Raw genomic sequence first — 25,647 nt, 5'->3', positions numbered from 1 at the left:
ATATGTATCTTTACCGCACAGAATGGACTGAATATGATGAAAAGAATCTTATACCTGATAGCAGGCTTGATTTGTGTGATGGCGGCAAAGGCACAGCCGGATTGTTTTTTTACTCATTATTCATCGGAGGACGGATTGTCCCAGAATACGGTTATGGGTATCCTGCAGGATTACAAAGGGAATATGTGGTTTGCCACCTGGAATGGTTTGAATAAGTTCGATGGATATTCTTTCAAGGTCTATAAGGCGAAGCTTGGAAGCCAGATTGCTTTGACGAATGACCGTATGGACCAGATTTGCGAAGATAAATTCGGCTTCCTCTGGTTGCAGACCTATGATAACCATGCCTATCGTTTTGACCCGAGTACAGAACGTTTTGAACGGGTGCCTGCGGAAAATGAACCGGGCAGTGGTGTGGCGGTCACCTCTATACATGTCCTGCCGGGCGGCTCGGTATGGCTGTTTACGGAAAAAGAAGGAGCCATTCGCGTGACTACCGACAGTATTACGCATCGGTGTGCCACGACATGGTATTCGGGCAAGTCCGGAGTTTTTCCGGTAAATCATGTGCATGGAATAAGTGAAGACGCTTCAGGGAATGAGTGGATACTCACTGATAACGGGCTGGGCTTGTTGTCTCCGGAGGCCGAAGAGCCTGTCTCTTTTTTTGTGGAAACGGCAAGGCAGGAAGAAAATAAGAGGATTTCCTTTTATACCAGCCAGGAACAGGGAGAGGAGATCTTCTTCGGCTCGGATCACGGAAGAATTTGGTGTTACCGGAAACAGAACGGGCAGTTCCGGCTGCTTCAGCTGAACGTACCTTCACGGGTGGTTGCGCTCAAGAAACTCAACGAACAGGAAATGTTGGCGGTAACTGCCACTGACGGTGTCTTTATTTATCGGTTCCGTTCCAAGGAATTGGAGCATTACACGACTTCCGGCTTGGCCGAAGCTCCTGTGCATTCTGTGTATGTGGATAAGAACTCGGAGGTATGGTTTGAACAATATGTGTCGGGTTCCATCATTCATTTCAATGCCCGGAACAAGACTTTCAAGACGGAAACCGTCGCGGTGGAGCCTACCAGTACAGACCGTTCCCGCCCGGCTTTCCATGTGCATGAGGATGTTTACGGCACTGTATGGGTACACCCGTACGGAGGGGGCTTCTCTTACTTTGACAAAGAAAATAATTGCCTGCGTCCTTTCCATAATAGTTTGACGGGGAATGGCTGGAAGTTTTCCAACAAGATACATTCCGCCTTTTCCGACAGGCAGGGGAATTTATGGATGTGTACTCACTCCAAGGGGCTGGAGAAGGTGACTTTCCGTCCTTCGCTGTTTTCGCTCGTTACTCCTGTACCCCATCGGTATGAATCATTGAGCAATGAAGTCCGTGGGCTTTGTGAAGATGACGAACATAACCTTTGGGTAGGCTTAAAGGACGGCAAGCTCCGGGTATATGACAAGAACCGTGAGGAGCGGGGCTATCTGACTGAGGCAGGGGTGATAGCGCGGACGGGTACTCCCATGCGCGGCAATGTATATTTTATCATGCAGGATAGTAAGCGCAATCTATGGATTGCCACGAAAGGTGCAGGCTTGGTGAAGGCCGAGCCTCTGGGAAATGGACGATACAGGCTTACCCGTTACCAGTATAGTAAGGATGACATTTACAGTTTGAGTGACAATAACGTCTATTGCGTCTATGAAGACGCTCGTGGACGCATTTGGGTGGCGACTTTTGCTGGGGGCATAAACTATCTGGCACGCAGCCAGGATGGCAGGGAGATTTTCGTCAGCCATCGGAATAACCTGAAAGGCTATCCTATCAATGATTGCTATAAGGCGCGGTTCATAACCGGTGACGGACAAGGGCATATCTGGATAGGGACCACTGTAGGGGCATTGATGGTGGACGAAGGTTTCGAAAGCCCGGAAGATGCAAAGTTCCATCATTTTATCCGTGTTCCCGAAGATTTGCACAGCTTGAGCAATAACGATGTGCACTGGATTGTTTCTACCCGTGAAAAGGAGCTTTACCTGGCTACCTTCGGAGGCGGACTGAATAAGCTGGTGTCACTTGACAAAGAGGGGAATGCCAGGTTCAGATGCTATTCCGTTGAGGACGGGTTGCCCTCTGATGTCCTGCTCTCGGTGCGTGAGGATGGAAAAGGCAACCTTTGGATGAGTACGGAAAACGGTATCAGCAAGTTTATACCTTCTGTCGGGAAATTTGAAAATTATAATGATAAGGACATTTCTTACCGGGTGCGGTTCAGCGAGGCTGCGTCTGCCGGCACTTCTTTAGGGAATATCCTGTTCGGAACAAGCGACGGTATCTTTATATTCAATCCGGATTCTACGCGTAAAAGCAGCTATGTTCCTTCCATTGTGCTATCCAAGTTGCTGATAGCCAATGAAGATGTGATGCCGGGAGATGATTCTGTATTGAAACGGGGACTGGATGATGTCAGTAAGCTGGTCTTGTCACACCGGGAGAATATTTTTACGATTCAATACGCTGCCCTTGACTATTCGGCGCCTGCCGAGATTCAGTATGCCTATATCCTGGACGGTTTTGAGAAAGCCTGGAATTATGTAGGCAAGCAGAGAATGGCTACTTATACCAATCTGCCAAAGGGGCATTACGTTTTCAAGGTGCGTTCCACAAATGCCGACGGTGTCTGGACTGATAATGTCCGTACGCTTGAGATAGAGATTCTCCCTTCATTCTGGGAGACTCCTTTTGCTTATTTCCTTTATGTCCTGTTTGTCTTGCTGATCATTGTAACGGCCGTGTATATCTTGTTCACAATCTACAGATTGAAGCATGAGGTGGCTGTGGAACAGCAGATGACGGATATGAAACTGCGCTTCTTCACGGATATTTCTCATGAGTTGCGCACACCGCTGACTTTGATTTCCGGTCCTGTGGAATATGTGCTGGAAAATACCTCTCTTCCGGCAGATGCCCGCGAGCAGTTGCAGGTAGTGGAGCGTAACACAAGCCGTATGCTGCGCCTTATCAATCAGATTCTGGATTTCCGTAAGATACAGAACAAAAAGATGAAGATGCAGGTTCAGCGCATAGACGTGGTGGCTTTCACCCGCAAGGTCATGGAAAGTTTTGACTCCGTGGCCGAAGAACATCGCATTGATTTTCTTTTTGAAACGGAAAAGGAAGAACTGTATCTGTGGGTGGATGTGGACAAGTATGAGAAGATTGTATTCAATCTGCTTTCCAATGCCTTTAAATATACGCCGAACGACAAGATGATCAAGGTTTTCATTCATGAAGACGAGAAATCTGTTTCTGTCGGGGTGCAGGATCAAGGTATAGGTATTGCCGAAAACAAGAAGAAATCCATTTTTGTCCGTTTTGAGAATCTGGTGGACCGTAACTTGTTCAACCAATCCAGTACGGGCATCGGACTCTCGTTGGTGAAGGAACTGGTGGAAATGCATAAGGCCGTTATCACAGTAGATAGCAAGGTGGGAGAAGGCAGTTGCTTCCATGTCGATTTCTTGAAGGGCAAGGAGCATTATGACAGTTCCGTGGAATTCCTGCAGGATGATGCTGCCGCAGGGCTGGAGGCGGCAGAACATGCCGTGAATATAAACAGCGTATCTGTATCACAGGCGGATGAAGGGCAGACCATGGAAAATAGGGATGCGGAAAAGCAGCAGGAGACAATGCTTTTGGTGGAGGACAATTCGGAATTACGTTTGTTCCTGCGCAGCATCTTTGCACCGGAATATCGTATTGTGGAGGCGGCGGATGGCATGCAGGGATGGAGCAAGGCGCTGAAATTCTTGCCGGATATCATTGTCAGTGATGTGATGATGCCGGAGAAAGACGGTATATCCATGATGCGTGAGTTGCGTGCGGATATGACCACCAGTCATATTCCGATCGTGCTGCTTACGGCCAAGACTTCTATTGAAAGTAAACTGGAAGGTTTGGAGTATGGCGCCGATGATTATATTACGAAACCTTTTAGTGCCACTTATTTGAAAGCACGTGTCAGGAACTTGCTGGTGCAACGGCAGAAGTTGCAGGAATTGTACCGGGAAAATCTGATGTCGCCGGGTGCTGCCGCTTCCGGAGAATGCAAGGGACAGGCTCTGCAGGAACAAACTCCTGAAATGTCTCCCAACGACCGTAAGTTTATGGACAAACTGGTGGAACTGATGGAAAAGAATATGGATAACGGTGATTTGGTGGTAGATGACTTGGTACAGGAATTGGCCGTCAGCCGTTCCGTATTCTTCAAGAAGCTGAAAACCCTGACCGGACTGGCGCCGGTTGAATTTATAAAGGAGATGCGCATTAACCGTGCCGTCCAGCTGATCGGCACCGGAGAATATTCGATGACGCAGATTGCCTATATGGTAGGTATCAATGATCCGCGCTATTTCAGCAAATGTTTCAAGCAGAAAATGGGGATGACGCCGACGGAGTATAGGGACAGGGAAATGAGAAAGTAACGGAAGGGGAAAGGATAACTGAACTTAAATGCCGTTGAGCGTGTTATTAAAACAATAAAAACTAAACTGAAACTATGATTGTATTTTTGATATTCGTGTTGCTGATAGCTCTGGCTATAGGCTGGAGCTTGTGGAAGGCCCCGTCCGACGTTGATTTGTGGGGAAAAGATTTGGATGAATGATAAATAACAGAGGGGGCACTTCAGTTTTTGCGGTGTCCCCTCTTCCTTGCAAAGAATGTCTATTTTAAAATCTCCCGATCTTACTCATAGACCTGTTGTTTTATTCAATAATCTATGAGAATCCTTACCAACCTTCATTTTGGTGTCCTTCTAGAGCAGGGTTCAGCTCAATGGCTGACAATGGAATAGGACGTAAATAGAATTTGTCGGTTACCTGCCCGGCTGATATGTCCGGATTATGTGCTTCTACATATTCGGCAAGTTTACCGGTACGTGCCAAATCGGCCCAACGATGGTATTCACCGGCAAGTTCACGGGCACGCTCGTTCAAGATGTAATCAATGTTCATTTCTGCTTCTGTGGCCGGAGTTGCCTTGGCACGGTTACGTACAATATTGACAAATGCAACAGCTCCGGCTGGATCATTTGCCTTGATGCAAGCTTCTGCGGCAATCAGGTTGGTTTCACCTAAACGTGCCAGGTAGATGTCACGCATGGAAGACTGGGTGTTGAAATAGGTCTTTCCGTTCTCTGTATCATCAAACTTGCGGAAAGAGGCTACGCCATATACATCTTCCGTCATTTTGGCGTCATAGCTTGTTTGGATGCCGGAGATGTTAGTCCCTTCCGGAAGCATTTCCACTACCTGTGCATTGGCGCGGGCGTCGGGATATTCGGCGCGCCATGCATCTATGTTGGCTATTTCCCAGGAGGGACAGTAGTAATAGGTGACAGGACTTGTGTTTTTCTTGTCCTCGTCATAGTAATCCCAATAACTTTTCCGTAATTCTGTCATGAAGGTGCCTTCATAACGTTCGTCTTGTGCCGGATTGGTGGTATTGGTATTGAATACTTCATGCATCCATAAAGTTGGAGTCAGAGTGGAAGATGTATATTTATGCCCCTTTTCTTGTCCATCCAGATAAGAGCAGAAATGGGCTTGTTGCTTGTTGCCGTCATCCTTGGGATCGTCCACCGTTTCTGCGCTATAGCCTACATAAAACAGGACCTCTGCATTGCCTTCACCTGCATTGCTGAACAGGGTCGCAAAAGGTGTGGTCAAGGCTTGCCCGGCTCCGGCTGCCTTTGCTGCTGTAATGGCTGCCTGGAAATCAGAAGTGGAATTTGTTAAATATCCTCTTGACAGATAGGCTTTTGCCAGATAATGGTAAGCCGCTTTCTGGTTGAAACGCCCGTCTGTAGCGTTTGATGCTAAATTGGAAGATGTGCTCAGCTCTGTTAATTCGTTGATGATGAAGTTATATACCTCTTCTGCGGAGACACGTTCGGCACTTGTCATAGTGCCCGAAACACGTTCCTTGACTAAAGGCACACCACCGAATTGTTGTACCAAGTTCAAATAGTAAAGTGCGCGCAAGCCGCGTGCTTCGGCTATTCTGCCAGCTCTTGAAGTATTGTTTTCACCCCAATAGATTGTTTCATTGGCTAATGATATGGCTTTGTAGTGATCCGTATAGAAGGTGGCTACGGCGTCATTGGCACTGGTGAACGCATTGCCGTATAGGTCGCATACGTTCACCGTGGTACGTCCGGTGGCAAACAAGTCTGTACCTCCTTCAAACAGCCAGGGGTCACCGCCATAGATGGTTCGCAGTGAACTGTAGGCTGCATTGGCAAGGCTTTCGTAACCATTTTCGGTAGCATAATAATCTGGTCCCGGAACATTGGATTTCAGTTCTTGATCCAGAAAATCGGAACATCCGGTCAATGCGGCGAAAGAGAATACTGCCGCAAGTATATATATCTTTTTCATAATCATATTCATTTTTATATTAGAATTTCACGTTAAGACCAATCTGGTAGCTGATGGAACTCGGACCACCGGTACCATCGGAAATGCCTGCATCCGCCCATTCCGGATCAAACCCTTTGTAGTCGGTGAATGTGAATGGATTCAGTACATTTGCATAGATACGAAGGCTTTCTATCCCCACTTTTTTTATCAGATTCTTGGAGAAGGTATAACCTACAGTGATATTTTTGATTTTCCAGTAAGAAGCATCTACATAGTTGTTGGCTTTGAATTCGGTATTCTTGCCTGTGTACCAGCCGTTACCGCCACCATGATTGTAGTTGGCGTCATTGAACGGATAAGGGTAAGACCCTACGATGGTATGATCGGCGACTACAGTACGGTCTGAGGTTAACGAGGAGTAATCTTTACCGTCCCAGCTGTAGTTGAATACAGGTGCCCCTTCGGGAATATAGAAATCCATACTTAGCTTGGTACGGCCACGGTCTGAATAATCTGTAAATTCTTGCATGAATGGGCTATAGAGCGTATGGCCTTGTTTAGTATTGATGGTCATGGAGAAATCCCAATTTTTGTAAGAGAGCGAAGTAGACAGATTACCAGTCCATTTTGGTAGTGCCTGGCCGATAATCTGACGATCAGAGTCATCAATCTTGCCGTCTTTGTTAATATCTTCATAGGTCATACATCCCTCAAAATATCCATACCATTCACTCTTTGTTTTGGTGACACCGTTTATGGTCACTTGTTCGTTCGCCGTGGCTTGCGTGCAGATACCGGTTTGTTTCAGGTCGTAGGCTACGTCAATGGGTTGGCCTATGAACCATCTTTGGGCACGCATATCCTTTTTTTGTCCTTGCAGTTCCAGAATTTCATTTTTGTTCTTTGCAAAGCTGGCTGTGACGTCCCAATAGAAATCTTTTGTTTGAAACAAAACTCCCTTCAACATTAATTCAATACCTTGGTTGCGGACTTTACCGACATTGGCTGTCATTTTTCCGTCGGGTGTGCCTTGTTCAAGCAGTAGTTTCTGATCCATCAACAAGTCTTTTGAAGTTTTTGTGTACCAGTCTAGGCTACCGGAGATTCTTCCATCCAAGAAACCGAAGTCCAAGCCTGCATTGAATTCTGTTGTTTTTTCCCAACTCAGTAACTCATTTACCACATCAGGTCCAAAACCTTTTCCGAAACTTGAATAATAGAGTTTGCTGGCGAGGAATAATGTTTCATAGTTGCCTACAGATGCATTGTTGCCGGTAGCACCATAACTGGCACGTAATTTTAAGTTGCTGATCCAAGGGGTGTTCTCGCGGATGAAGTTTTCTTCGCTGATGCGCCAAGCCAACGCCGCTGAAGGGAACATGCCCCATTTATGTCCATCCTGGAATTTGGATGATCCATCCCAACGAGTAGATACGGTAGCCAGATATTTACCTCTGTAGTTGTAGTTTATCCGGAGCGCATAAGATAACATGGTTGCCTTTCCATAGGAACTTTCAACGCCACTGTATGTACCTGCTGATCCTAGATTGTACCATAAAGTTTCAGGAGTAACCCCTTCTCCAGTCAGTGCGTATTTTTCAGCTTCTGTGCTATACACGCTCAATAACGCCATGGCATTCAAGTTATGGTCATTATTGAAGCTCTTCATGTAGTTTACCTGTGTATCCCAGGTGTATGAGAAAGACTCGTTTCGTGTGACAGATGCAGATGCTGTTCCCGTAGGATTGGTGGTCGCATTGTATGTCCCGGATTGCATGGAAGACAATCCACCGTAATATTCACCTCGGCGTCTGGTGGAAAAGGTGGGGGAGAAGGTTGTCTTTATGATAACATCGTCAATCGGTTTGTACTGTGCGTACATTGTGCCTAAAACCCGGTAACCTTTTGTCTCGTCTTTTGAGTTCATTGAATCTATCAAGGGAGATACGGAGGAGGAGAATCCTGCCGGAAAGGTCAGACTGGAAGATTGTCCCGGACGTAAGTCTTTGCCTGGCTGATAATTGACTTCACCTGTTTCTGTATTATAAGGTAACCAATACCCGTTTGCGCGGAAAGCTTCCTGTACGGCGCGTTTTGAACCGTAATCATAGTTGAATGCTACAAGATTGATGGTAGTACCGATAGCTACATGCTTATTGATTGCGCCGTCAATGGAAGCTTTTACATTGTAGCGTTTCATGGCATCGCCCATCACACCGTCTTCCTGTTGATAGCCTGCACCTAATCTGTAGGATACCTTTTTGCCTGCACCGGCTACTTGTATGAAGTGATTTTGTTGTGTGCCGTTTTCAAGCATCAAGTCTCGCCAATCAGTGAAATCCCCGGTTAAAAATTGTTCGCGCATCTTTGTTGAGATATTATTGCCTTTGTCATTCCATACGGATGCCAGATTTCCCGCTGTCATTTCCAGGGGAAGCCGTCCATTGGTGATGCTTGCATTTTTTACAGGAGTGGCATACTTCATGTAACGATAGTCCATCCATTCTCTGTCGTCCATGAAGTCGGGCATGCGGGCTACGGTTTTATAGCCTACATAGCCGTCATAGGAAACGGATACTTTCATCTCTTCACCGGTTTTAGCCTGTTTGGTAGTTACGATTACTACACCATTTGTGGCACGTGATCCATAAATGGCTGTAGAAGATGCGTCTTTCAAGATATCAATTTTCTCAATATCCGAAGGGTTTAGGAAATTGATGTCGTCGCATATGACTCCATCTACAACAAACAAGGGGCTTGTACTTCCTCCTAATGTGCTCTTGCCGCGGATGGAAATGTTGAAGCTTTCGCCTACACGGCTTGAGGATTGGGAGATATCCACACCGGCTACTTGGCCTTGCAAAGACTCCATGACGGTAGATGCGCCTTTGGCGGCTAACTTTTCATTATCTACGCTACCGACAGAACCGGTTAAATCCGATTTTTTCTGTACGCCGTAACCTACAACAACCACTTCGTCCAGTGCCTGTGCATCTTCCTTTAAGGTTACCTTGATATTGTTTTGAGTACCTACGGCAAGTGTCTGCGTAATATAACCGATAAATGATACTTGAATTTTGGCATTAGGCTGCACGTTCAGTTTAAAATTACCGTCAATGTCGGTTATTACACCGTTGGTGGTACCTACTTCCAATACATTTGCGCCAATCACCGGTTCGCCGGTACCGTCAATGACTGTACCTGTAATCTGACGACCTTGTGCAAAAGCGACTAAACACAACATACTCAATGAAAGAGTAGCTAATGCCCTTTTGGCAAGTTTTTTAAGATTCATAATGATGTTTTTTATAGTTATTAAATAAGATTGAGGTCAACATCGATAGAACGGTGTTCCCTGCTATCGATTACAAAACTATGGGTTAATGAGTGTAAATATGGGTAATTTTTCGTTGTTTTATGGGAAAAATTGGGCTTTGGTCATAAAAAGAGGCTTGTTCCCGTTACGGAAACAAGCCTCTTGCCCTATTGGCCAGCCTTTCTCTGGCAACATTACTTTTTATACCATCTTGGATCACCGCAATTTGTTTTTCCGGGGAAACTGTTGTCTATGATTGTGAAGTCATAATTGGCGGAATTCTGGAATAAATCGGCTTCACCGCCTTCATAGGAAGTCAGATTGCCGATAGGGTTATTGGTTATATACATGTCTTTAGTTGCATAACTATTGGATACTTCCACAGTACCTTTGGCACGTATCCCATTGATTTTTTCACCTTCAGCGGGTGTGACAGAGCTGCTGCCGAAAATGCAGTTTTCAATGCTCGTGCCGTTAGACGGCCCATAAGTATTTTTGGCACAGTCGAGGAAATAATCGCCTACACCGATAATTTTACTGAATGTGCAGTTTGCAAACTTCAGTGAGGTAAAGTCCGTGTTTTTGCAATAAATAAAGGACTTGCCGGTATAAACGACGGTTGAGTTCGTAAACAAGATGTTTTCTACTTTGCCGTTTCCGCTGCCCGCATCTATGTGTACCAGGCTGTAACTGCGTGATGATGCTCCGTATATGATACTATTGTCGAATGTCAGGTTATTGACCGTTTTCATGTCGGATCCTTGCATTCTGAATGGAGAATTCTTGAAACCATGGATGAATGAGTTGCTGAACTTGATTTCTCCGACATGGGCAGAAACTGATTGATTGAAAACATAATCACCATGTTCTCCGTTCAGCTCTACATTTTCAAAGTGTATAAACTCGTGAGTTCCTGCATAATCGATGTTTTTGACACTGATGATGGCTTGGGATGCTCCGGGTAATCCGAAGAATGTTACAGACATGCCGTCGGGAATGACGATGCTGTTGTCATTGTTGTATGCCGCACCTGATGCAAGAGCGATATTGACGGTCTGGTAGCCGGCTTCGGACATCGTTTCAAACAAGGTATTGTTCAGAGAATCCGTAGCGGCTAAATAGACAGTATAATCGGCATCGGGTACAGTGGCATTGGTCACGAATGTTACGACTCCGCGTTTGGTTTCACCCAAATACAATGTGGCGGTATAGGATGTCAGCTGATTCAGACCGTCTATTGTTACTGTTCCTTCTGATTTGGCCGTATCATCAAGTGTTACTTTTTTTATGGAAGTTCCGTTTGCATCAGTAATTTCAATATAATCCACATCTGCTCCCGGGGTCCAATGCAGGGTGATTGTCTTGTCACTGATATCTTCATTGGAGACCGTTTCAAAAAGCTGTTCGGTTTTTGTAGTGAAACTATAGTCTGTATAATAGGCCCATTTGGACTCGTTCTTTATGGAAGACATGGATTTGATACGTAGAAAGTATTTAGTGTCTGCCGACAGGTCAGTCAGCAGGTAAGGACTTTCTGTGATAGACTTGTCTTCACCATATACAATGGCATTCTCGCCATTCATGGCAATGGCGTCATACAGTGTATCTTTGCTGACTTCTATGATATAGTATTCAGCATCTTTGCTCAAGTCCCATTTCACTTCTGCTGTTGTTGCATTCTCGGAAACAGATATATTCTCGGAATTGACACTAAAGAGGCGGTCAAATGAACTGTCGGTTTCCCAGTCATTCCCGTCTATACAGGATACGGTAACCATGGAAGCTAATGTCATAATAGCTCCTGCTCCGGCTATATTTTTTAATATTTTCATTGTAGTTCTACTTTAAATAAATGGGATGATTAGTTGGAATATCCATAGGAATTGTACAACGTACCATTGGATGCCGATATAGTGGTAGAGGCAATAGGCAGCAAATAGCGGTTTATAACTTCTACATTATCTCCGACCAAACCACTGGAAATGGATGGAAGGTTGGTTGTCAATTGTGTTTGTTTGGCATCTGTTCTTTCCTTTCCAAAGAAATCTTTTTTGTCATCATAGTCACTTTCTGATTTACCGTCAGGAAGACCGTACCAGGTTACACTTGACATGTCAATCTGGGTTTTTGCCTCATCTGAATAGTTGAAGTAAATCTTTTCCGGATAACCGTTTGTTTCATCCTCCAGCTGAGCTACATAGTCAGTTTTGAATTCATTGATCTTTTCTGCCAACAGATTCCAGCGGATAAGGTCGAACTTACGGAAACCTTCACCCGCCAGTTCCCAGGCATTTTCGTCAACGATAGCGTTGAAAAAAGCATCCTTGTCGGCAGGAATGGCCGTGATATAGCTGGCTGCAGCATTCTTGTCGGCTTCGGCAAAAGCACGGCAATGGACTTCAGACAAAGCTTGGCGAGCTGTCATTCCGGCATCTCCTGTATAATTACCGTCAGGGCCGGACAATTCATTCATTACTTCAGCATACATCAGTAATACTTGCGGGTAGCGCATGCGTACGCAATTGATGCCGCTCATCCATTTGGAGTTTCCTACGGAAATGGCGATTGAACGCCATTCTTCACTCATCTTGCGGATGTCCCATTTGCCGCAATAAATGGCAAAAGGCGTATTTCCTAACATTTCTTCTTTGAGGATACCGCTTGTCTCTTTCAGTTGCAGGTTGCAGCAGGTTATATCACGGCGTAGATCCTTCTTGTCGAATGACCAAAAGAAGGGAGCGGTTAGTTTGAGTTTGCCGGAAGAATTGCCTTTGGCGCCATATTGGCTGCTTGAGCCGTTGATACGTACTCCTACGGTGTAACCTAATTCCCCTGTACTTCCCAATCCCATTGGAATTTCAAATATATTCTCGCGATAGGTTTGGTCTAGCTTGAGCTGGTTCAAAAGATACCATTCATTCTCTATGGAAGGATTTAATTTGTGCGTGCCGTTTGTGATGACACTGCTTAGATGCTTCAACGCCAACTCGTACATTTCTTTACGCTTGGTTGCATCGCAACGTTGGGTGGGGTAAGTGGCGTCTGTATAAGATGCTGTTTCATACCCGTCCTTGGCCTTTTCACGAATGGCCCATCCTGCGCGCGTTAAGGCTATGTTTGCCAACAAGGCGTGTGCGTATCCTTTGGTTACATGTTCCGTAGTGTACGTTGATACTTCACCTGCCCATGGCAGAAGGTTTATCGCTTCTTCCAGATTGACCATCAAGGTATCCATGATTTCGTCGCGGTCCGTTTTTCCCAAATAGGCGTTGCTCAAGTCATCTTTGGAGGATTCTAATTTCATAGGAACATCGCCGAAGAAACGGATCAAATCAAAATAAATCATTGCCCGGAGTGTCAAAGCTTCACCTTTGTAGCGTTCCATTATTTTTTGGTCGCTGCCACCGGCGGTGGCCAATGGGCTTTGATCTACCATTTCGATGGCGAGATTGGCATTCTCTATGATTTCATACATGGCATTCCACACTTTGGATAGATTAGCCCATCCCGGATTGGCATTATAGTTCATGTTTCCACGTTCGCTGCTTGTATTGCTCGCATCACTGCCCAAGCCATCTACAAGTTCACAATCGCTGTTCAATCCCCATACGATGGGGATATATTGGGAATAGGTTTCGTCTTTGAGTAAACCGCCGTATATTTTGTTGACGGCCAATCCGGTATAGTAGGTGGATTGGGATATTGTTTCGGTGGTCAGTTCTGAAGGAGATGTCTGGTCCAGAAAGTCGGAGCAGGCTGTGGTACCCAGTAAACCTATTGTCAATGTGAGTGCTTTTGCTATATTTTTCATAAGATAGTTCATAATTTTAGAATGTTACATTAATACCACCGACGAACGAACGGCTTTTGGGATAAGCTGCGTAGTCAATGCCCGGTGTCATTGCATTTCTTTTGCTGCTTGTATCTACTTCGGGGTCAGCGCCGGAGTAGTTTGTGATACATAACAAGTTATAGCCTGTTACATAAACACGGATTTTCTGGGTAAATACCTTCTGGCACCATTGTTTGGGCAATGTATAACCCACAGTCACATTGTTGATACGCAGGAAGGACGCATTTTCTACTGCATAGTCTGTCAACTGCATCGTGGTCACTCCTGCCGGGTTATAGATAGAAGCATTGGCGTTAAGTGCATTTAAACGTGCAGCTACGGCTTCTGCTCCTCCATAGTATTCGATGGTGCTGGTGCTGGGGCGTCCTAAATTCAGCCCATTGGCAGGATCAATCCATGTGTAGCGGTTGGCCAGTGCGAAGTCGTTGTTCAGATTGTAACCTTTGGCGGATCCGGTATAGAATGCTGTCGCCAATTTACTGCCGTTTACAAGTTTGTTGCCGATGGAGTAATTACAGAATACATTGAAATCGAAATTGCCTATTGAACCGTCGAAGCCGAAGCCACCGGTCAGGGGGGCAATGGTGTTGCCTAATTTTTGCTTGACGGGATTACCCTCTTCATCGCATTGTATTTTCAAGGCTCCCGGATAATAGCTGCCGCCGGTAATTGTTTGACTGTTGTCTTTGATTCCGTCTCTCAATTTCCAATTCGTACCGTTTAGCACCAACTCTCCGTTCGGATTGTTTTGGGCGTCGTATGCTGTAAAGAACCCATTGGTTTTATACCCCCATATTTCTCCCAGGCTTCCGCCTTCCTCTACACGGAAATCTTCATACTTGGACATTGTACTGCCGGACCAGTTGCTGCTTTGCCATGGATTATCTGTGTTCAACTCATCAATGCGATTCTTGTTGTAAGAGATGTTGAAGTTGAAATTCAAGCTGTATTTTTTTGCATCCAACAGTACTGCGTTCAAGCTGAGTTCTATACCTTTATTGGAAGTCTTGCCAAAATTCTGGTATTGGTAGCCATATCCGGTGTTTGAAGGTATCTCGGTCCTCATCAACAGATCTTTGGTAGTATTCCAGTAGAGATCGACCGAACCTGAAAGGCGGTTGTTCCAGAAACCGAAATCAACACCGAAATTACGTGTAATGGTTGTTTCCCATTTCAGATTAGGGTTAGAAAGGTTGCTTCCGTGTTCCAACATCGTATAACGTGTCTCGTCAAAGAATGGAGCTTTGGAAGTGTTGTCTGACATGGTAAAGGTTGTGTACATCAAGCCGGAACTGATACGGTTGTTGCCCGCTGTACCATAACTGAGGCGTAATTTTAAATTGGAAAGCCATTCGGATGTAGCATTCATAAAAGCTTCGTCCGACATACGCCATGCTAAAGCGGCAGAGGGGAAAACACCCCATTGATTGCCTTTGGCAAATTTACTGGAGCCATCGGCACGTACCGTTACAGTCAGTAAGTACTTGTCTGCCATCGTATAATTTAAACGTCCAAAGAATGACAGCATATTTTCTTTGGCCGCAATAGTCGTTTGGTTGGCAAGGGCATTGCCGGCAGCCATATTAGCCAGAATTTCGTCTATAGTCATTGACAACGGAAAGCCGGTAGATGTATTTTCTCTTGTATTCTTCTGGCTGCTGCTGACTTCATGGCCTAACAAGACATTTAATTTGTCGCGCCCGTTGAATAATTTTTTATTGTCATAAGTCAACGTATTTGCATTGCGCCAATTTTTGGTTACGTTTCTTGATAGAACTACTTGAGGCTGTCCTTTAGGATCTAATTTGGAATTTTGGGTGGCATCTGCTCCCCATGCCTCATCTGTATCTTCGTATTTCCAGCCATATCCGAACTCGGAACGGAAGGTGAAGTTCTTGAACGGCTTCCAGTTTAAGCCTACGTTATAATTTTGGTTAAACGTATTCTTCTTTTTGTAGGTAGCGAGCAAACGTTCCAAGGGAGTCTTTTGACTGCTGGTATTGTTTTCTTCATCATCGGTGTCGCTGGTCAGCGGATCTATGGGGCGGAAACGGGCGGCATTGGCCACGATGGAAGTTGCGGCATTCGATTCATTGGTATCGGCTCCGCCACTCATGCCGTCCACGGTGGTATAGCTTAGGCGTGCATTGAAGTCCAGGCTTATCCATTGGTTCAATTCCGCATTGATTTTTGCATTGATGTTGTCTTTGTTGAAGCCGGAACCGAGCATGATGCTTTTCTCGTCATTGTGGGCGTAGCCGACATTGAATTTAAGTTGCTTGCTGCCGCCACTTACATTTACATTGTATTGGGTCTGATTGCCGGTACGGCCAAAGATCTCATCCTGGTAATCTGTTCCTTCGACGGACTTCCAGATATCCAGATCTTGATAATTCCCGTAATCAGTGGAACCCAATTCGTATTGATAGGCAGCATAGTCGTAGGGGCTCAGCACCTTCATGAGCTTGGTCACTTTCTTGAAACCGTATGAAGCATTGAAATCCACCTGGGTTTTTCCTTCGTGGCCACTTTTAGTAGTTACGATAATGACTCCGTTGGCACCGCGCGCACCATAAATGGCTGTGGAAGACGCGTCTTTTAACACATCGATGCTTTGTATTTCAGAGGGGGCAATGTCACTGATACTTGAAACCGGAAATCCATCCACGATATAAAGTGGCGAGTTGTCTTGTGATAAGGAACCTCCTCCGCGGACACGTATTTTTATGTCAGCGTCCGGGGAACCTTCAGTGGTCGTGATATTTACACCGGCTAATTTTCCTGTCAAGGCTTCGGTTGCACTTGAAACCGGCACAGCCTGTAATTGCTCTGCACTGACAGATGCTACTGAACCTGTCAAGTCTTTCTTTTGCACTGTACCATAACCGATAACCACAACCTCTTCCAGTGTCTGTGTGTCATCCGTCATCGTTACGTTGATAACGTTTTGTCCTTTGACTTCAATTTCCTGGGACATCATGCCTACATAGGAGAATATCAATGTGGCGTTGGCAGGAACGCTAAGTGAATAATTACCGTCGATATCGGTAATTGTACCATTGCTGGTATTCCCTTTTTGTACCACGGAAGCACCGATCACGGTTTCTCCCGTATTGTCTTTCACGGTACCTTTTACGGTTACATTCTGCGCTGATACGCTGAGCGATATCACGGCTACTAAAAATAATAGTAACGCACTGCGCATGCTTTTCATTTTGTTAGACATTCTTTGCATATAAATATATTAAAAGTGATTCCTTTCAACTATTTGCATGGTGTGTTCGCACACACCGTTAATTCATGGCTGCAAATGTATAGGTATGTAAAAAAACAGTTGTGGAATAATTGTTCTTAGGCTGGTATTTTTTGTTATCTATTACATGCTATGATGTTAACGCTTAATTTGATGGTGCTTTAGAGCAACAGAAAAAGATGCGAAGGGATAATCGTTCCACCGTGGAGTAAATTTCGTTCCACCACGGGGTAAATATCGTTCCTCCATGGTGGAACGATTATTCCCCCATGATGGAACGATTAAGTGTTGCCTGTTTCCGCTCTTGGCGTTTCCCGACAGGCATATACTTCCTGGTAGGTATGATTATTGTATCCGGGTCGTTAATGTATATTGGTTCCCGGTGTTGGTCTCAATGTCATACACATAAGTCTCCGTATATTCCGGAACGGAAAGTGGGGCATTGGCGGCGACCGATGGCTTGCGTATGGGTTGGGGTTGCAAGAGCTGATTCTCGCAAGGCTTTTGTGTGGTCGGTACCAGTTTTTCTCCATTCATGTAGAGGGGAGATGAAGTACGTATCCGCAGGATGCCTCCTATATTCGAGGTGATGCTCACGGTTTGCAGCTGACCGTTTTCCCAATTCAGTTCATCAATGGTGAAGCCGCCTCTGCAACGGATTCCTTTCAAAGTTCCCTGTTGCCATACATCCGGTAATGCCGGCAGAAGGTGGATGGCACCGTCGTGGCTTTGAACGAGCATTTCGGCAATACCGGCGGCGCAGCCAAAGTTCCCGTCAATCTGGAAAGGCGGATGCGCGTCAAACAGGTTGGGGTAGGTACCTCCATTTTGTCCCTTTTCATCGGTCGTTGGATGGAGCTGCTCGGTAATCAGCTTGTAGGCATGATTGCCGTCGAGCAAGCGTGCCCATAAGCAGACTTTCCACCCCATGGACCAGCCGGTAGAGTGATCGCCGCGGGCGATGAGGGATTTTTTGGCGGCTTCAAACAAGACGGGGGAATTGTAGGCACTGATTTGTCGTCCGGGATATAGGCCCCACAAATGAGAGACATGCCTGTGGTGATCTTTCGGATTATCCCAGTCTTCCATCCATTCCTGTAATTGTCCCCAACGTCCCACCTGCATGGGAGCCAGATGATCGGACACTGCTTGAAGGCTGTCGGTGAATGCAATGTTCTCATTCATCAGCTTGGCTGCCTGTATGGTATTGTAGAATAAGTCATATACCATCTGGTTGTCCATGGTAGTTCCGGCCACGACTACAAAGTCACGCTTGCCGTTTACGACCGGTCTGTTTTCGGGAGAGTAGGAAGGGGCAACCACCAACCAGTTGTTTTTCGGTTCGCGTACCAGGAAATCAAGATAGAATTCGCAGGCACCGCGCATCAGAGGATAGATCTCGGCCAGGTATGCCTTGTCTCCGGAAAAAAGATAGCGGTCCCACAAGTGTTGGCAAAACCAGGCATTGCAAGTAGGCCAGATACCATATCCGGGACCATCTACCGCACCGGTGCTACGCCAGATGTCTGTATTGTGATGCAATGTCCAGCCACGGCAGCCATACATGGCGGCGCTTTCGCGTCCGGTTAGGGCTACTTCTTTTACCAATTGGAGGAAAGGCTCGTGCATTTCCGGCAAAGAAGTGCTTTCTGCCGGCCAGTAGTTCATCTCCACGTTGATGTCGGTAGTATATTTGCCGTCCCAAGGGGCGCGGAGCTGGTAATTCCAGATACCTTGCAGGTTGGCCGCTTGTCCTCCGGGCTGTGAGCTGCATATCAGCAGGTAACGTCCGAATTGGAAATACAGGGCAGCCATTTGCGGGTCGAAGCTGCCGCTGAACTCCTTGACACGTACGTCGGTAGGTTTGTCCGCTTGCGCATTGCTGCCCAAATTGAGCGATACGCGGTCGAAATACTTCCGGTAGGCGTTGATGTGGGCCAGTTTTCCCTTGGTGTAGTTCTTGCCTGCCTGTTTCATATATTTCCGGGCGGTGGCAAGTGCGTCACCTGACACATCTTTGTAGTTGACGAAATTGGTACCGATGGAAACATATAGCGTTACGCTGTTGGCGTTCTTGACTTGCAGGGTGCTGTCGGACAGGACCTCCAGGCTTCCTCCGCTGTTCTCGATCCGGGTAAGAGCTGTAAACCGTACCTTTCCTTCGATGCCTTCGTGGTCATTGGCTTTCCCGTCCAGCTGTAATTCCTTGTCGGGAGATATACTGCGCTCTACATTCTTTTTATAAGGTGTAGTATATCTGGCAGTGAAGGAGATGCTTTTCTTTTGGGAAGCCGTCAGTCTGATAACCAACAATTGTTCGGGAAAAGAGGTGTAGGCTTCGCGGGTGTACGTGATTCCTCCTGCCGTGAAACGGGTAGTGGTTACAGCCTTTTCCAGGTCGAGTTCACGGTAATAGTTGGTGTAGCCGGATGTCCCCTCAAAATCAAGGTGCAGCGAGCCTACCGTCTGATAGGGCATGCCGTTGGCTGATTGTGAACAGATGCCCGGCCCGCAAAGAGCCTGTGCCTCCGCGTTCCGGCCTTCAAAGATGAGCTGGCGGATACGTGGCAATGCGTCTTTGGCTTTTGGATTGGTATTGTTGTATGGTGAACCGCCCCAGACTGTTTCCTCGTTCAGCTGGAACTGTTCATTTGCCGGGTCGCCAAAAACCATGGCACCCAGGCGTCCGTTGCCCAATGGCAGAGCTTCCACCCATTGGGTTGCGGGTTTGTCATACCATAACTTTAAATTGTTTTCTTGTTGTTGTGCTTGTACTTTGCCTCCTGAACAACAGATTGCAAAGAGCAGGATTGACCATTTCTTTATCATTGTTTTTCATATTTGGTATTCAGGTGGCAATATTAGGCACTTTCAGGCATACGGAGGGGGATTTTTCGGATGAAAAGGTGGAATTTTAGTGTCGGCAAGCGACGATTCCGGCTATAGCGTCAGCTTTATCTACGATATGTTCCGGATGGAAGCCTTCCAGTTCGGTACGCGGGCGAAAGCCCCAGGTTACTCCACAAGCAGTTATTCCTGCGTTGACGGCTGTCTGCATATCCACTCCGGAATCTCCTACATACAGTACATCTTCTTTGCTGACTTTGGCTATATCCAGAATGTCATGGACAATGGTCGGGTCCGGTTTTACCGGGATACCGTCCCGTTGTCCGAAAACAGCGGTAAAACGGATATTGGGAAAGTAACGGGAAACCAGTTTGGCAGTGGCCGCCTGGTATTTGTTGGAGGCTACCGCCAGCAATACCCCTTGTTCCTGCAACTGTTCCAGTAGCTGGGGGATGCCGGGGTAAGGACGGCTCTTGTCCGCATTGTGCAGGTCATAGAAGGGAATGAATTCCCGGCGGACACGCAATATGTTTTCTTCTGTTTTTTCTCCTTCGGGAAGGGCACGTTCAAATAGTTTGTTGATACCGTTGCCAACCATGAAATTATAGGCTGATTCTTCGTGAGTGGGGTAGCCAAGTGTCTGCAGGGCATGGTTTGTACTTTGTGCCAAGTCTGCAATTGTATTTAAGAGAGTTCCGTCCAGGTCAAATATTACCAGCTTCTTCATTGTCTTTTTCTTTTTTCTGTTTTGAAATGCAAAGATAGGGCATTTGCCTGAATCCGGGTATTGACGTATATCAATAAGCTTTAAAAAAGGGTAGAAAAAAGAGGGTGTCAAAACTGATAAAAGAACGCAAATAACACAAATTACGCAAAAAAAAGCGAATCTGATAATCGCTGATTATCAGGAGTCATTAAAAAGCAGGGTTGTGTAATTCGTGTTATTTGGGTTCTAAATCTTTATTTTGACACACCTGTTTTCCGAGAGATGCCAATCATAAGCATCTGACCGTTATTTCTTGGTGATTCTGAACCAATCGACATCCGTCCATCCTCCGTCATTGGTCACGATGGCAGGGCGGGTGCAGAACATGCCTACTTTGGCGCCTATCCATTGTCCTTCCCGGGCCTGGAAAGGCTTGCCGAGCGGCAGATATTTCTTTCCGTCAAGGCTGTAGCTGAAATTACACATTGCCAGCAGGTCGTGTCCGCCTTCACTCTTGGAGATTTTCTTTCCGTCACAACTGAATTTGACACGTAGATAAAGGGTGTTGTCTTTCAAATCTACCGTTCCGTTCACTTGTTCCGTGCCTCCTTTATCTGCTTTGGGACAGGCAACTTGTGAGAGTACCAGCCCCTTGTCTGTATTCTCTAAAATCAGGCCGGCATAATCTCTTCCCATCACTACCAGGCCGGTGCGCTCGCCTTTGTATTTCTCTGTAGGTTTGAAGGTCAGTTTCATAGTGGCTGTGAAGTTGTCCGAAGGAGTTTTCTGTAACAACAGGTTGGCTACATCCCACAGGCTCTTGTATTCTTTGAGGACCGGATAGGAGTAGAGGCGTACAAGGCTTTGGTCTCCTGCATAGTAGGCCCACTTCTCATTGATGTTGGCATGCCATTGCCATTGAGGCGACAAGGTATATCCGTCGAATTCGTCACTTTCTTGCGGATTGCAGGCCGGATAGGTCTTGCCGACATTCGGTTTCTTATAGGTCATTACAGGTTCACCGCAACCGTCACCGTCTTTGTCTATGCCGATTACAGGCCAGCCATCTACCCATTTCATGGGCTGGAGATGTACCAGGCGGCCGTATGCGCCTACATCCTGGAAATGCAGGAACCAGTCTTCACCGGTGGGAGTGTCCACCCATGCTCCCTGATGCGGGCCGTTGACGGGAGAATTTCCTTGCGCCAATACCGTTTTCCATTCATAGGGACCATATATGTTCTTGGAACGGAGAACTACCTGCCATCCTGTAGGAACACCGCCTGCCGGATGGAAGATGTAATAATATTCTCCTTTCTTGTAGAGTTTGGGACCCTCACAAGTCTGGTGTGCTTCATGTCCGTCAAAGATGATGCGTGACTGCGTGATGGCTTTGGTGGCGTCTGCATTCAACTCACAGATAGCAATGACGCTTTTTAGCCCGGCGCGGCTGCCTGCGTATGCATGTACCATATATACTTTCCCGTCTTCATCCCAGAAAGGGCAAGTGTCGATAACGCCTTTGGCAGGCTTTACAAGTACGGGTTCCGACCATGGACCTTTCGGGTCTTTGGCTTTCACCATGAAGGCGCCTTGGTCCGGATCCCCCCAGAAGATGTAGAATTCTCCGTTGTGGTGACGGATGGCGGGTGCCCATACACGGTTGCCGTGTTCGGGGCGTTCGGGAGTCTCTATCGGGGGCAGCGCATAGGGTACGGCAGCACCGATAATGGTCCAGTTCACCAAATCCTTGGAATGTAATATCTGTAGCCCCGGCAGGCAGTTGAAGCTGGAGGAGGTCAGGTAGAAATCATCTCCTACGCGGCAGGCATCCGGGTCGGAATAGTCTGCATAGAGTACCGGATTTTTGTACTTTCCGTTTCTCAAGTCCGGTGACCAGACTTCGGACACGTAATTCTTTTGCTGTGCTGCTGCCGGCAAGGCGAGCAGCAGGCTGAGTCCTAAAAGGGCATTTTTGATTTTCATGGGTTTAAATTTATATTTGAGTTATGTTTCAGGATAAATGACCAGTTCCTGCTCATGGTTTTATTTTTACTGTTACCGGATGTTCCAGCTCTTCCTTCCACTCCTGCATGTAGGCAAACCAGGTTTCCGGTGTGGGATAGCCGAAGGTTTCCTTACGCGAGGTAAACATGGTATAGTAGTGGAAATGTTTGCAGCCCGGTGCAGAGACGGTATAAAGGAAATTATCTTTGTCTTTTACTTCCTTACGGACATATTTCTGCGGAATGTAAGTGGCGATACCTACCGTTTCTTTGGCATACTTCACGGTGTCTGTAACAGGCCAGTGCCTTCCCCAGCTACCAACCAGGCCGTGATGGTCGGAATGAGAGAGGGTTTCGTTTCCCATAATGTTCTGTACCCCGGTGCAGAAAACTTCGTCAGTCAGCGGCTCGTCGAAAAATGTTTCTACCAACAGGTCACGGTGCCCGGCATAGAGAATGTAGCGATTGGTCATATTCAGTTCCTTGCCTTGATATTCCCACCCTTTGACCTCTACCTCTGTGACGGTACGTATGGGGCCGTAGGCAAGGATACGTTCGGTACGGAAGGCCACCGGCTCTATGTGAGTGGCTTTGGCGCCATCCCAGCCTTTCAGTGTACCGATGCCGCAGCTGTTGCCCACCATCAGCACATCGTCGCCGAAGCCGCGTTCCAATTGCGCTTTGGTGGGATAGAATTGGCTTTCTTCAATTTCCAGCCCTTTGTTGAATTTGCCGTATGGGTCAACGGTCTGTTTCTGGTTGAAATAGATGCGGTAGCCCACTAGTTCCGACTCGAAGGCGGGGCCGTGGTGTTGCACCATATTGTAAAAATTCGTAGTACCGGGTACGGTGATGGATTGTGCCGGTGCATGTTTCTGCTTCTTGGCGTCACGTACCAGCATCTCGGCAAATACACGTGCAGGGTAGGTCTTGCCTGTCTTTTCAGAAGAAAGGGTAACGGTCAATACTTTTTTGCTTTGGGCAGGCACGTTGATAACAAATGCCAATTCGTCGGCTTTCAGGTCGCCGTCAAGGTCATCCAATTGGGAAGCGATTTCTTCATTTCCATTCATCACGACTGCCGAGCGTACGCGGAAGCCGGGATTGACTTCATTCAGGCGTATGACGACCGGCGCGTCGGTCTTGTCTGTTTTCCATTGGTTGCCCACTTCTACTGTCAGCTGAACTGTTTGTTGAGCGAATATGCTCAGGGGAAGTCCGCAGAGCAAACAAAGGAGGATAAAAATGTTTTTCTTCATGGTTTTACTTGTTTGTTTTTTGATTGGCAAATGTAAGGGAATTCTCCGAGAGCCGGTCCGTCTTTTTTGATGTTCTGACTATCTGCTTTGTGACTTATTCCCTCCGGCCTGCCGGGACATGAATGGAAACGCTCCATGCCGCTTGTTGGAGCAAGCAGCATGGAGCGAACAGGGTACTTAATCTCTTCACCGACTTTTTCATGGGGAGAATTACATCTTGATGGATTGTCCTTTGGAGGTCTTGTTCTCGTAAGTTTTCCCGTTGACTTTCACATCTTCGGCATTCTTTATCTGCAGTACATCACCTTCGGTTTCGATGCGTACATTTTCCAGAATCACGCCCTTGGTCTGGCTGATGACGATACCTTCTTTGGCATCACTGATCACTACATTCTTCACGCTCACATTGTTGATGGGCATTTCGGGCAGTCCGTTGAAGAACATGGCGCGTCCGGCACCTTTGCAGATTACATGGGAGATATGGATATCACGGAAAGCGGGAGTTTCTACCGTCACGGGAGGAATGTTTGCTTTCATGCGTCCGGCAAGTTCTGTTTCCGTTTCTTCACCGGCAGCTTTGCCGCCATAGAACAGGTCGAACAATAACGGTTCATGGGGAATATCAATCATGTGGATGTTATGGATATAGATGCCTTCTACTACACCGCCGCGTCCACGGGTGCTTTTGAAACGGAGACCGACATCGGTACCGAGGAAAGTACAATCGGACACATAGATGTTTTTAACGCCGCCGGACATCTCGCTACCCACTACAAAGCCGCCGTGGCCATGCAATACGGTATTATCTTTTACCACCACGTTCTGGCAAGGTTCACCGCGTCTTCGCCCGTCTTCATCTTTACCGGACTTGATGCAGATTGCATCGTCTCCGGCATCGAATATATTGTTGATGATCAAGGCGTTTTTGCAGGATTCCAAATCCAGGGCATCTCCGTTCTGGGAATACCAGGGGTTGAATACTTTTACATTGTTGATGGTAATATGTTCGCAGGACAGCGGATGCAGGCACCAGCTGGGTGAGTTCTTGAAAGTGACGCCTTCCAGCAAAACTTTCTTGCTTTTTACAATGTTCAGCAGCACCGGACGTAGCCACGGGCGGATTTCATTCCATTCCTCGTCAGTATCGATGCCTTCAGGATTGTTGAAATTCTTGCATGCCAAAGCGCCTTTCAGAGCACCGGCGGTAGGATACCATATTGACTTATCTACGACACCGCCAGACTTAACGAGTGCTTCCCATTGCGAAGCAGTCAGTTTGCCCTTCTTTACCGGACGCCAACTGTCACCCGATCCGTCAAAGACCCCGTATCCGGTAATGGCGATGTTTTCAGCGTTTCTGGCAGAAATGGGAGACTGGCAACGGCGCGTATCCAATCCTTCGAATGAAGTTTTAATGATGGGGTAAGCGCTAAAATCGTCCGTGAACACGACCAAGGCGTTTTTTTCCGTATATAGATTTACATTGCTCAGCAATTCGATGGGGCCCGTCAGCCATATCCCCTCCGGGATAATGACTTTACCGCCACCATGGGCGTTCACGGCCTTGATGGCATCGTTGATAGCTTGGGTGTTGAGGGCAACTCCATCATTTTTTCCACCGAAATCTACAATGTTGACAGAGTATTCGGGGAAAGTGGGTTGCTCTACCTGGGGCATATCAAAAGGGAGATTCTCATAGATACTATTATCTATATGATTTCCGCATTGGGCATAGGCCGCATTCTGAGCCGGTATCAGCGGAAGGGATAAAGCGGTAAGCACTAATAGCTTTTTGATAAGTGTTTTCATTCGTGATACTTATGTTTATTACAGATTATTAATTACAAATTATCAAGTATTTGAGGAAGTCTTTTCATTGTCTTATCATTTCTCCGCAAGCTGCTCTCTCGAGTGGCCTGCGAAAGAAATAATAAATGATTCATGTTAACCTAATTCTAACCTTAAATAAATAGGATGAAAA

11 protein-coding genes are annotated in these 25,647 nt (G+C 46.6%); 1 reads left to right on the top strand and 10 read right to left on the bottom strand.

The window, feature by feature from the left end; all coding sequences use genetic code 11:
- Window positions 1-36: 36 nt before the first annotated feature.
- Complete coding sequence (locus HMPREF9446_RS08985) at window positions 37-4,488, top strand: hybrid sensor histidine kinase/response regulator transcription factor (protein WP_039968907.1); 4,452 nt, start codon at window positions 37-39, stop codon at window positions 4,486-4,488.
- A 306-nt stretch (window positions 4,489-4,794) separates the two neighbouring features.
- Here HMPREF9446_RS08985 and HMPREF9446_RS08980 read toward each other — a convergent pair whose 3' ends face one another.
- From HMPREF9446_RS08980 to HMPREF9446_RS08935, 10 genes are all read right to left on the bottom strand, one after another.
- Window positions 4,795-6,444 carry a RagB/SusD family nutrient uptake outer membrane protein gene (locus HMPREF9446_RS08980; protein WP_039968905.1) on the bottom strand — a complete coding sequence of 550 codons (1,650 nt, stop codon included), beginning with the start codon at window positions 6,442-6,444 and terminating at the stop codon, window positions 4,795-4,797.
- A 19-nt stretch (window positions 6,445-6,463) separates the two neighbouring features.
- Window positions 6,464-9,721: a SusC/RagA family TonB-linked outer membrane protein gene (locus HMPREF9446_RS08975; RefSeq protein WP_009125281.1), complete on the bottom strand. Its 3,258-nt coding sequence runs from the start codon at window positions 9,719-9,721 to the stop codon at window positions 6,464-6,466.
- 215 nt (window positions 9,722-9,936) lie between these two features.
- Window positions 9,937-11,574: a DUF4992 family lipoprotein gene (locus HMPREF9446_RS08970; protein ID WP_009125280.1), complete on the bottom strand. Its 1,638-nt coding sequence runs from the start codon at window positions 11,572-11,574 to the stop codon at window positions 9,937-9,939.
- Window positions 11,575-11,603: 29 nt separating this feature from the next.
- Window positions 11,604-13,553, bottom strand: a complete 1,950-nt coding sequence (locus HMPREF9446_RS08965) for a RagB/SusD family nutrient uptake outer membrane protein (RefSeq protein WP_039968904.1) — start codon at window positions 13,551-13,553, stop codon at window positions 11,604-11,606.
- A gap of 16 nt (window positions 13,554-13,569) precedes the next feature.
- Entirely contained in the window at window positions 13,570-16,830 is a 3,261-nt protein-coding gene (locus tag HMPREF9446_RS08960) for a SusC/RagA family TonB-linked outer membrane protein (RefSeq protein WP_009125278.1), read from the bottom strand.
- Between the two features lie 363 nt (window positions 16,831-17,193).
- Window positions 17,194-19,677: a glycoside hydrolase family 95 protein gene (locus tag HMPREF9446_RS08955; protein WP_009125277.1), complete on the bottom strand. Its 2,484-nt coding sequence runs from the start codon at window positions 19,675-19,677 to the stop codon at window positions 17,194-17,196.
- Window positions 19,678-19,762: 85 nt separating this feature from the next.
- Window positions 19,763-20,422, bottom strand: a complete 660-nt coding sequence (locus tag HMPREF9446_RS08950; protein ID WP_009125276.1) for an HAD family hydrolase — start codon at window positions 20,420-20,422, stop codon at window positions 19,763-19,765.
- Between the two features lie 285 nt (window positions 20,423-20,707).
- Window positions 20,708-22,387 carry a glycoside hydrolase family 43 protein gene (locus tag HMPREF9446_RS08945; protein WP_009125275.1) on the bottom strand — a complete coding sequence of 560 codons (1,680 nt, stop codon included), beginning with the start codon at window positions 22,385-22,387 and terminating at the stop codon, window positions 20,708-20,710.
- 52 nt (window positions 22,388-22,439) lie between these two features.
- On the bottom strand, window positions 22,440-23,666 hold the full coding sequence (locus HMPREF9446_RS08940) for a DUF4861 domain-containing protein (protein ID WP_009125274.1): 1,227 nt from the start codon (window positions 23,664-23,666) through the stop codon (window positions 22,440-22,442).
- Window positions 23,667-23,876: 210 nt separating this feature from the next.
- Window positions 23,877-25,475, bottom strand: a complete 1,599-nt coding sequence (locus HMPREF9446_RS08935) for a glycoside hydrolase family 28 protein (protein ID WP_009125272.1) — start codon at window positions 25,473-25,475, stop codon at window positions 23,877-23,879.
- Between the last annotated feature and the right edge of the window lie 172 nt (window positions 25,476-25,647).

This window comes from Bacteroides fluxus YIT 12057, from assembly GCF_000195635.1.
Classification (GTDB): Bacteria; Bacteroidota; Bacteroidia; order Bacteroidales; family Bacteroidaceae; genus Bacteroides; species Bacteroides fluxus.
Note: the sequence above shows the minus strand (reverse complement) of the source record. Positions and strands in the feature narration are given on the sequence as shown.

Coding starts and splice junctions, on each gene's coding strand:
- HMPREF9446_RS08985 (WP_039968907.1), top strand. CDS start 37: ATGAAAAGAATCTTATACCTGATAGCAGGCTTGATTTGTGTGATGGCG.
- HMPREF9446_RS08980 (WP_039968905.1), bottom strand. CDS start 6,444: ATGAAAAAGATATATATACTTGCGGCAGTATTCTCTTTCGCCGCATTG.
- HMPREF9446_RS08975 (WP_009125281.1), bottom strand. CDS start 9,721: ATGAATCTTAAAAAACTTGCCAAAAGGGCATTAGCTACTCTTTCATTG.
- HMPREF9446_RS08970 (WP_009125280.1), bottom strand. CDS start 11,574: ATGAAAATATTAAAAAATATAGCCGGAGCAGGAGCTATTATGACATTA.
- HMPREF9446_RS08965 (WP_039968904.1), bottom strand. CDS start 13,553: ATGAAAAATATAGCAAAAGCACTCACATTGACAATAGGTTTACTGGGT.
- HMPREF9446_RS08960 (WP_009125278.1), bottom strand. CDS start 16,830: ATGCAAAGAATGTCTAACAAAATGAAAAGCATGCGCAGTGCGTTACTA.
- HMPREF9446_RS08955 (WP_009125277.1), bottom strand. CDS start 19,677: ATGATAAAGAAATGGTCAATCCTGCTCTTTGCAATCTGTTGTTCAGGA.
- HMPREF9446_RS08950 (WP_009125276.1), bottom strand. CDS start 20,422: ATGAAGAAGCTGGTAATATTTGACCTGGACGGAACTCTCTTAAATACA.
- HMPREF9446_RS08945 (WP_009125275.1), bottom strand. CDS start 22,387: ATGAAAATCAAAAATGCCCTTTTAGGACTCAGCCTGCTGCTCGCCTTG.
- HMPREF9446_RS08940 (WP_009125274.1), bottom strand. CDS start 23,666: ATGAAGAAAAACATTTTTATCCTCCTTTGTTTGCTCTGCGGACTTCCC.
- HMPREF9446_RS08935 (WP_009125272.1), bottom strand. CDS start 25,475: ATGAAAACACTTATCAAAAAGCTATTAGTGCTTACCGCTTTATCCCTT.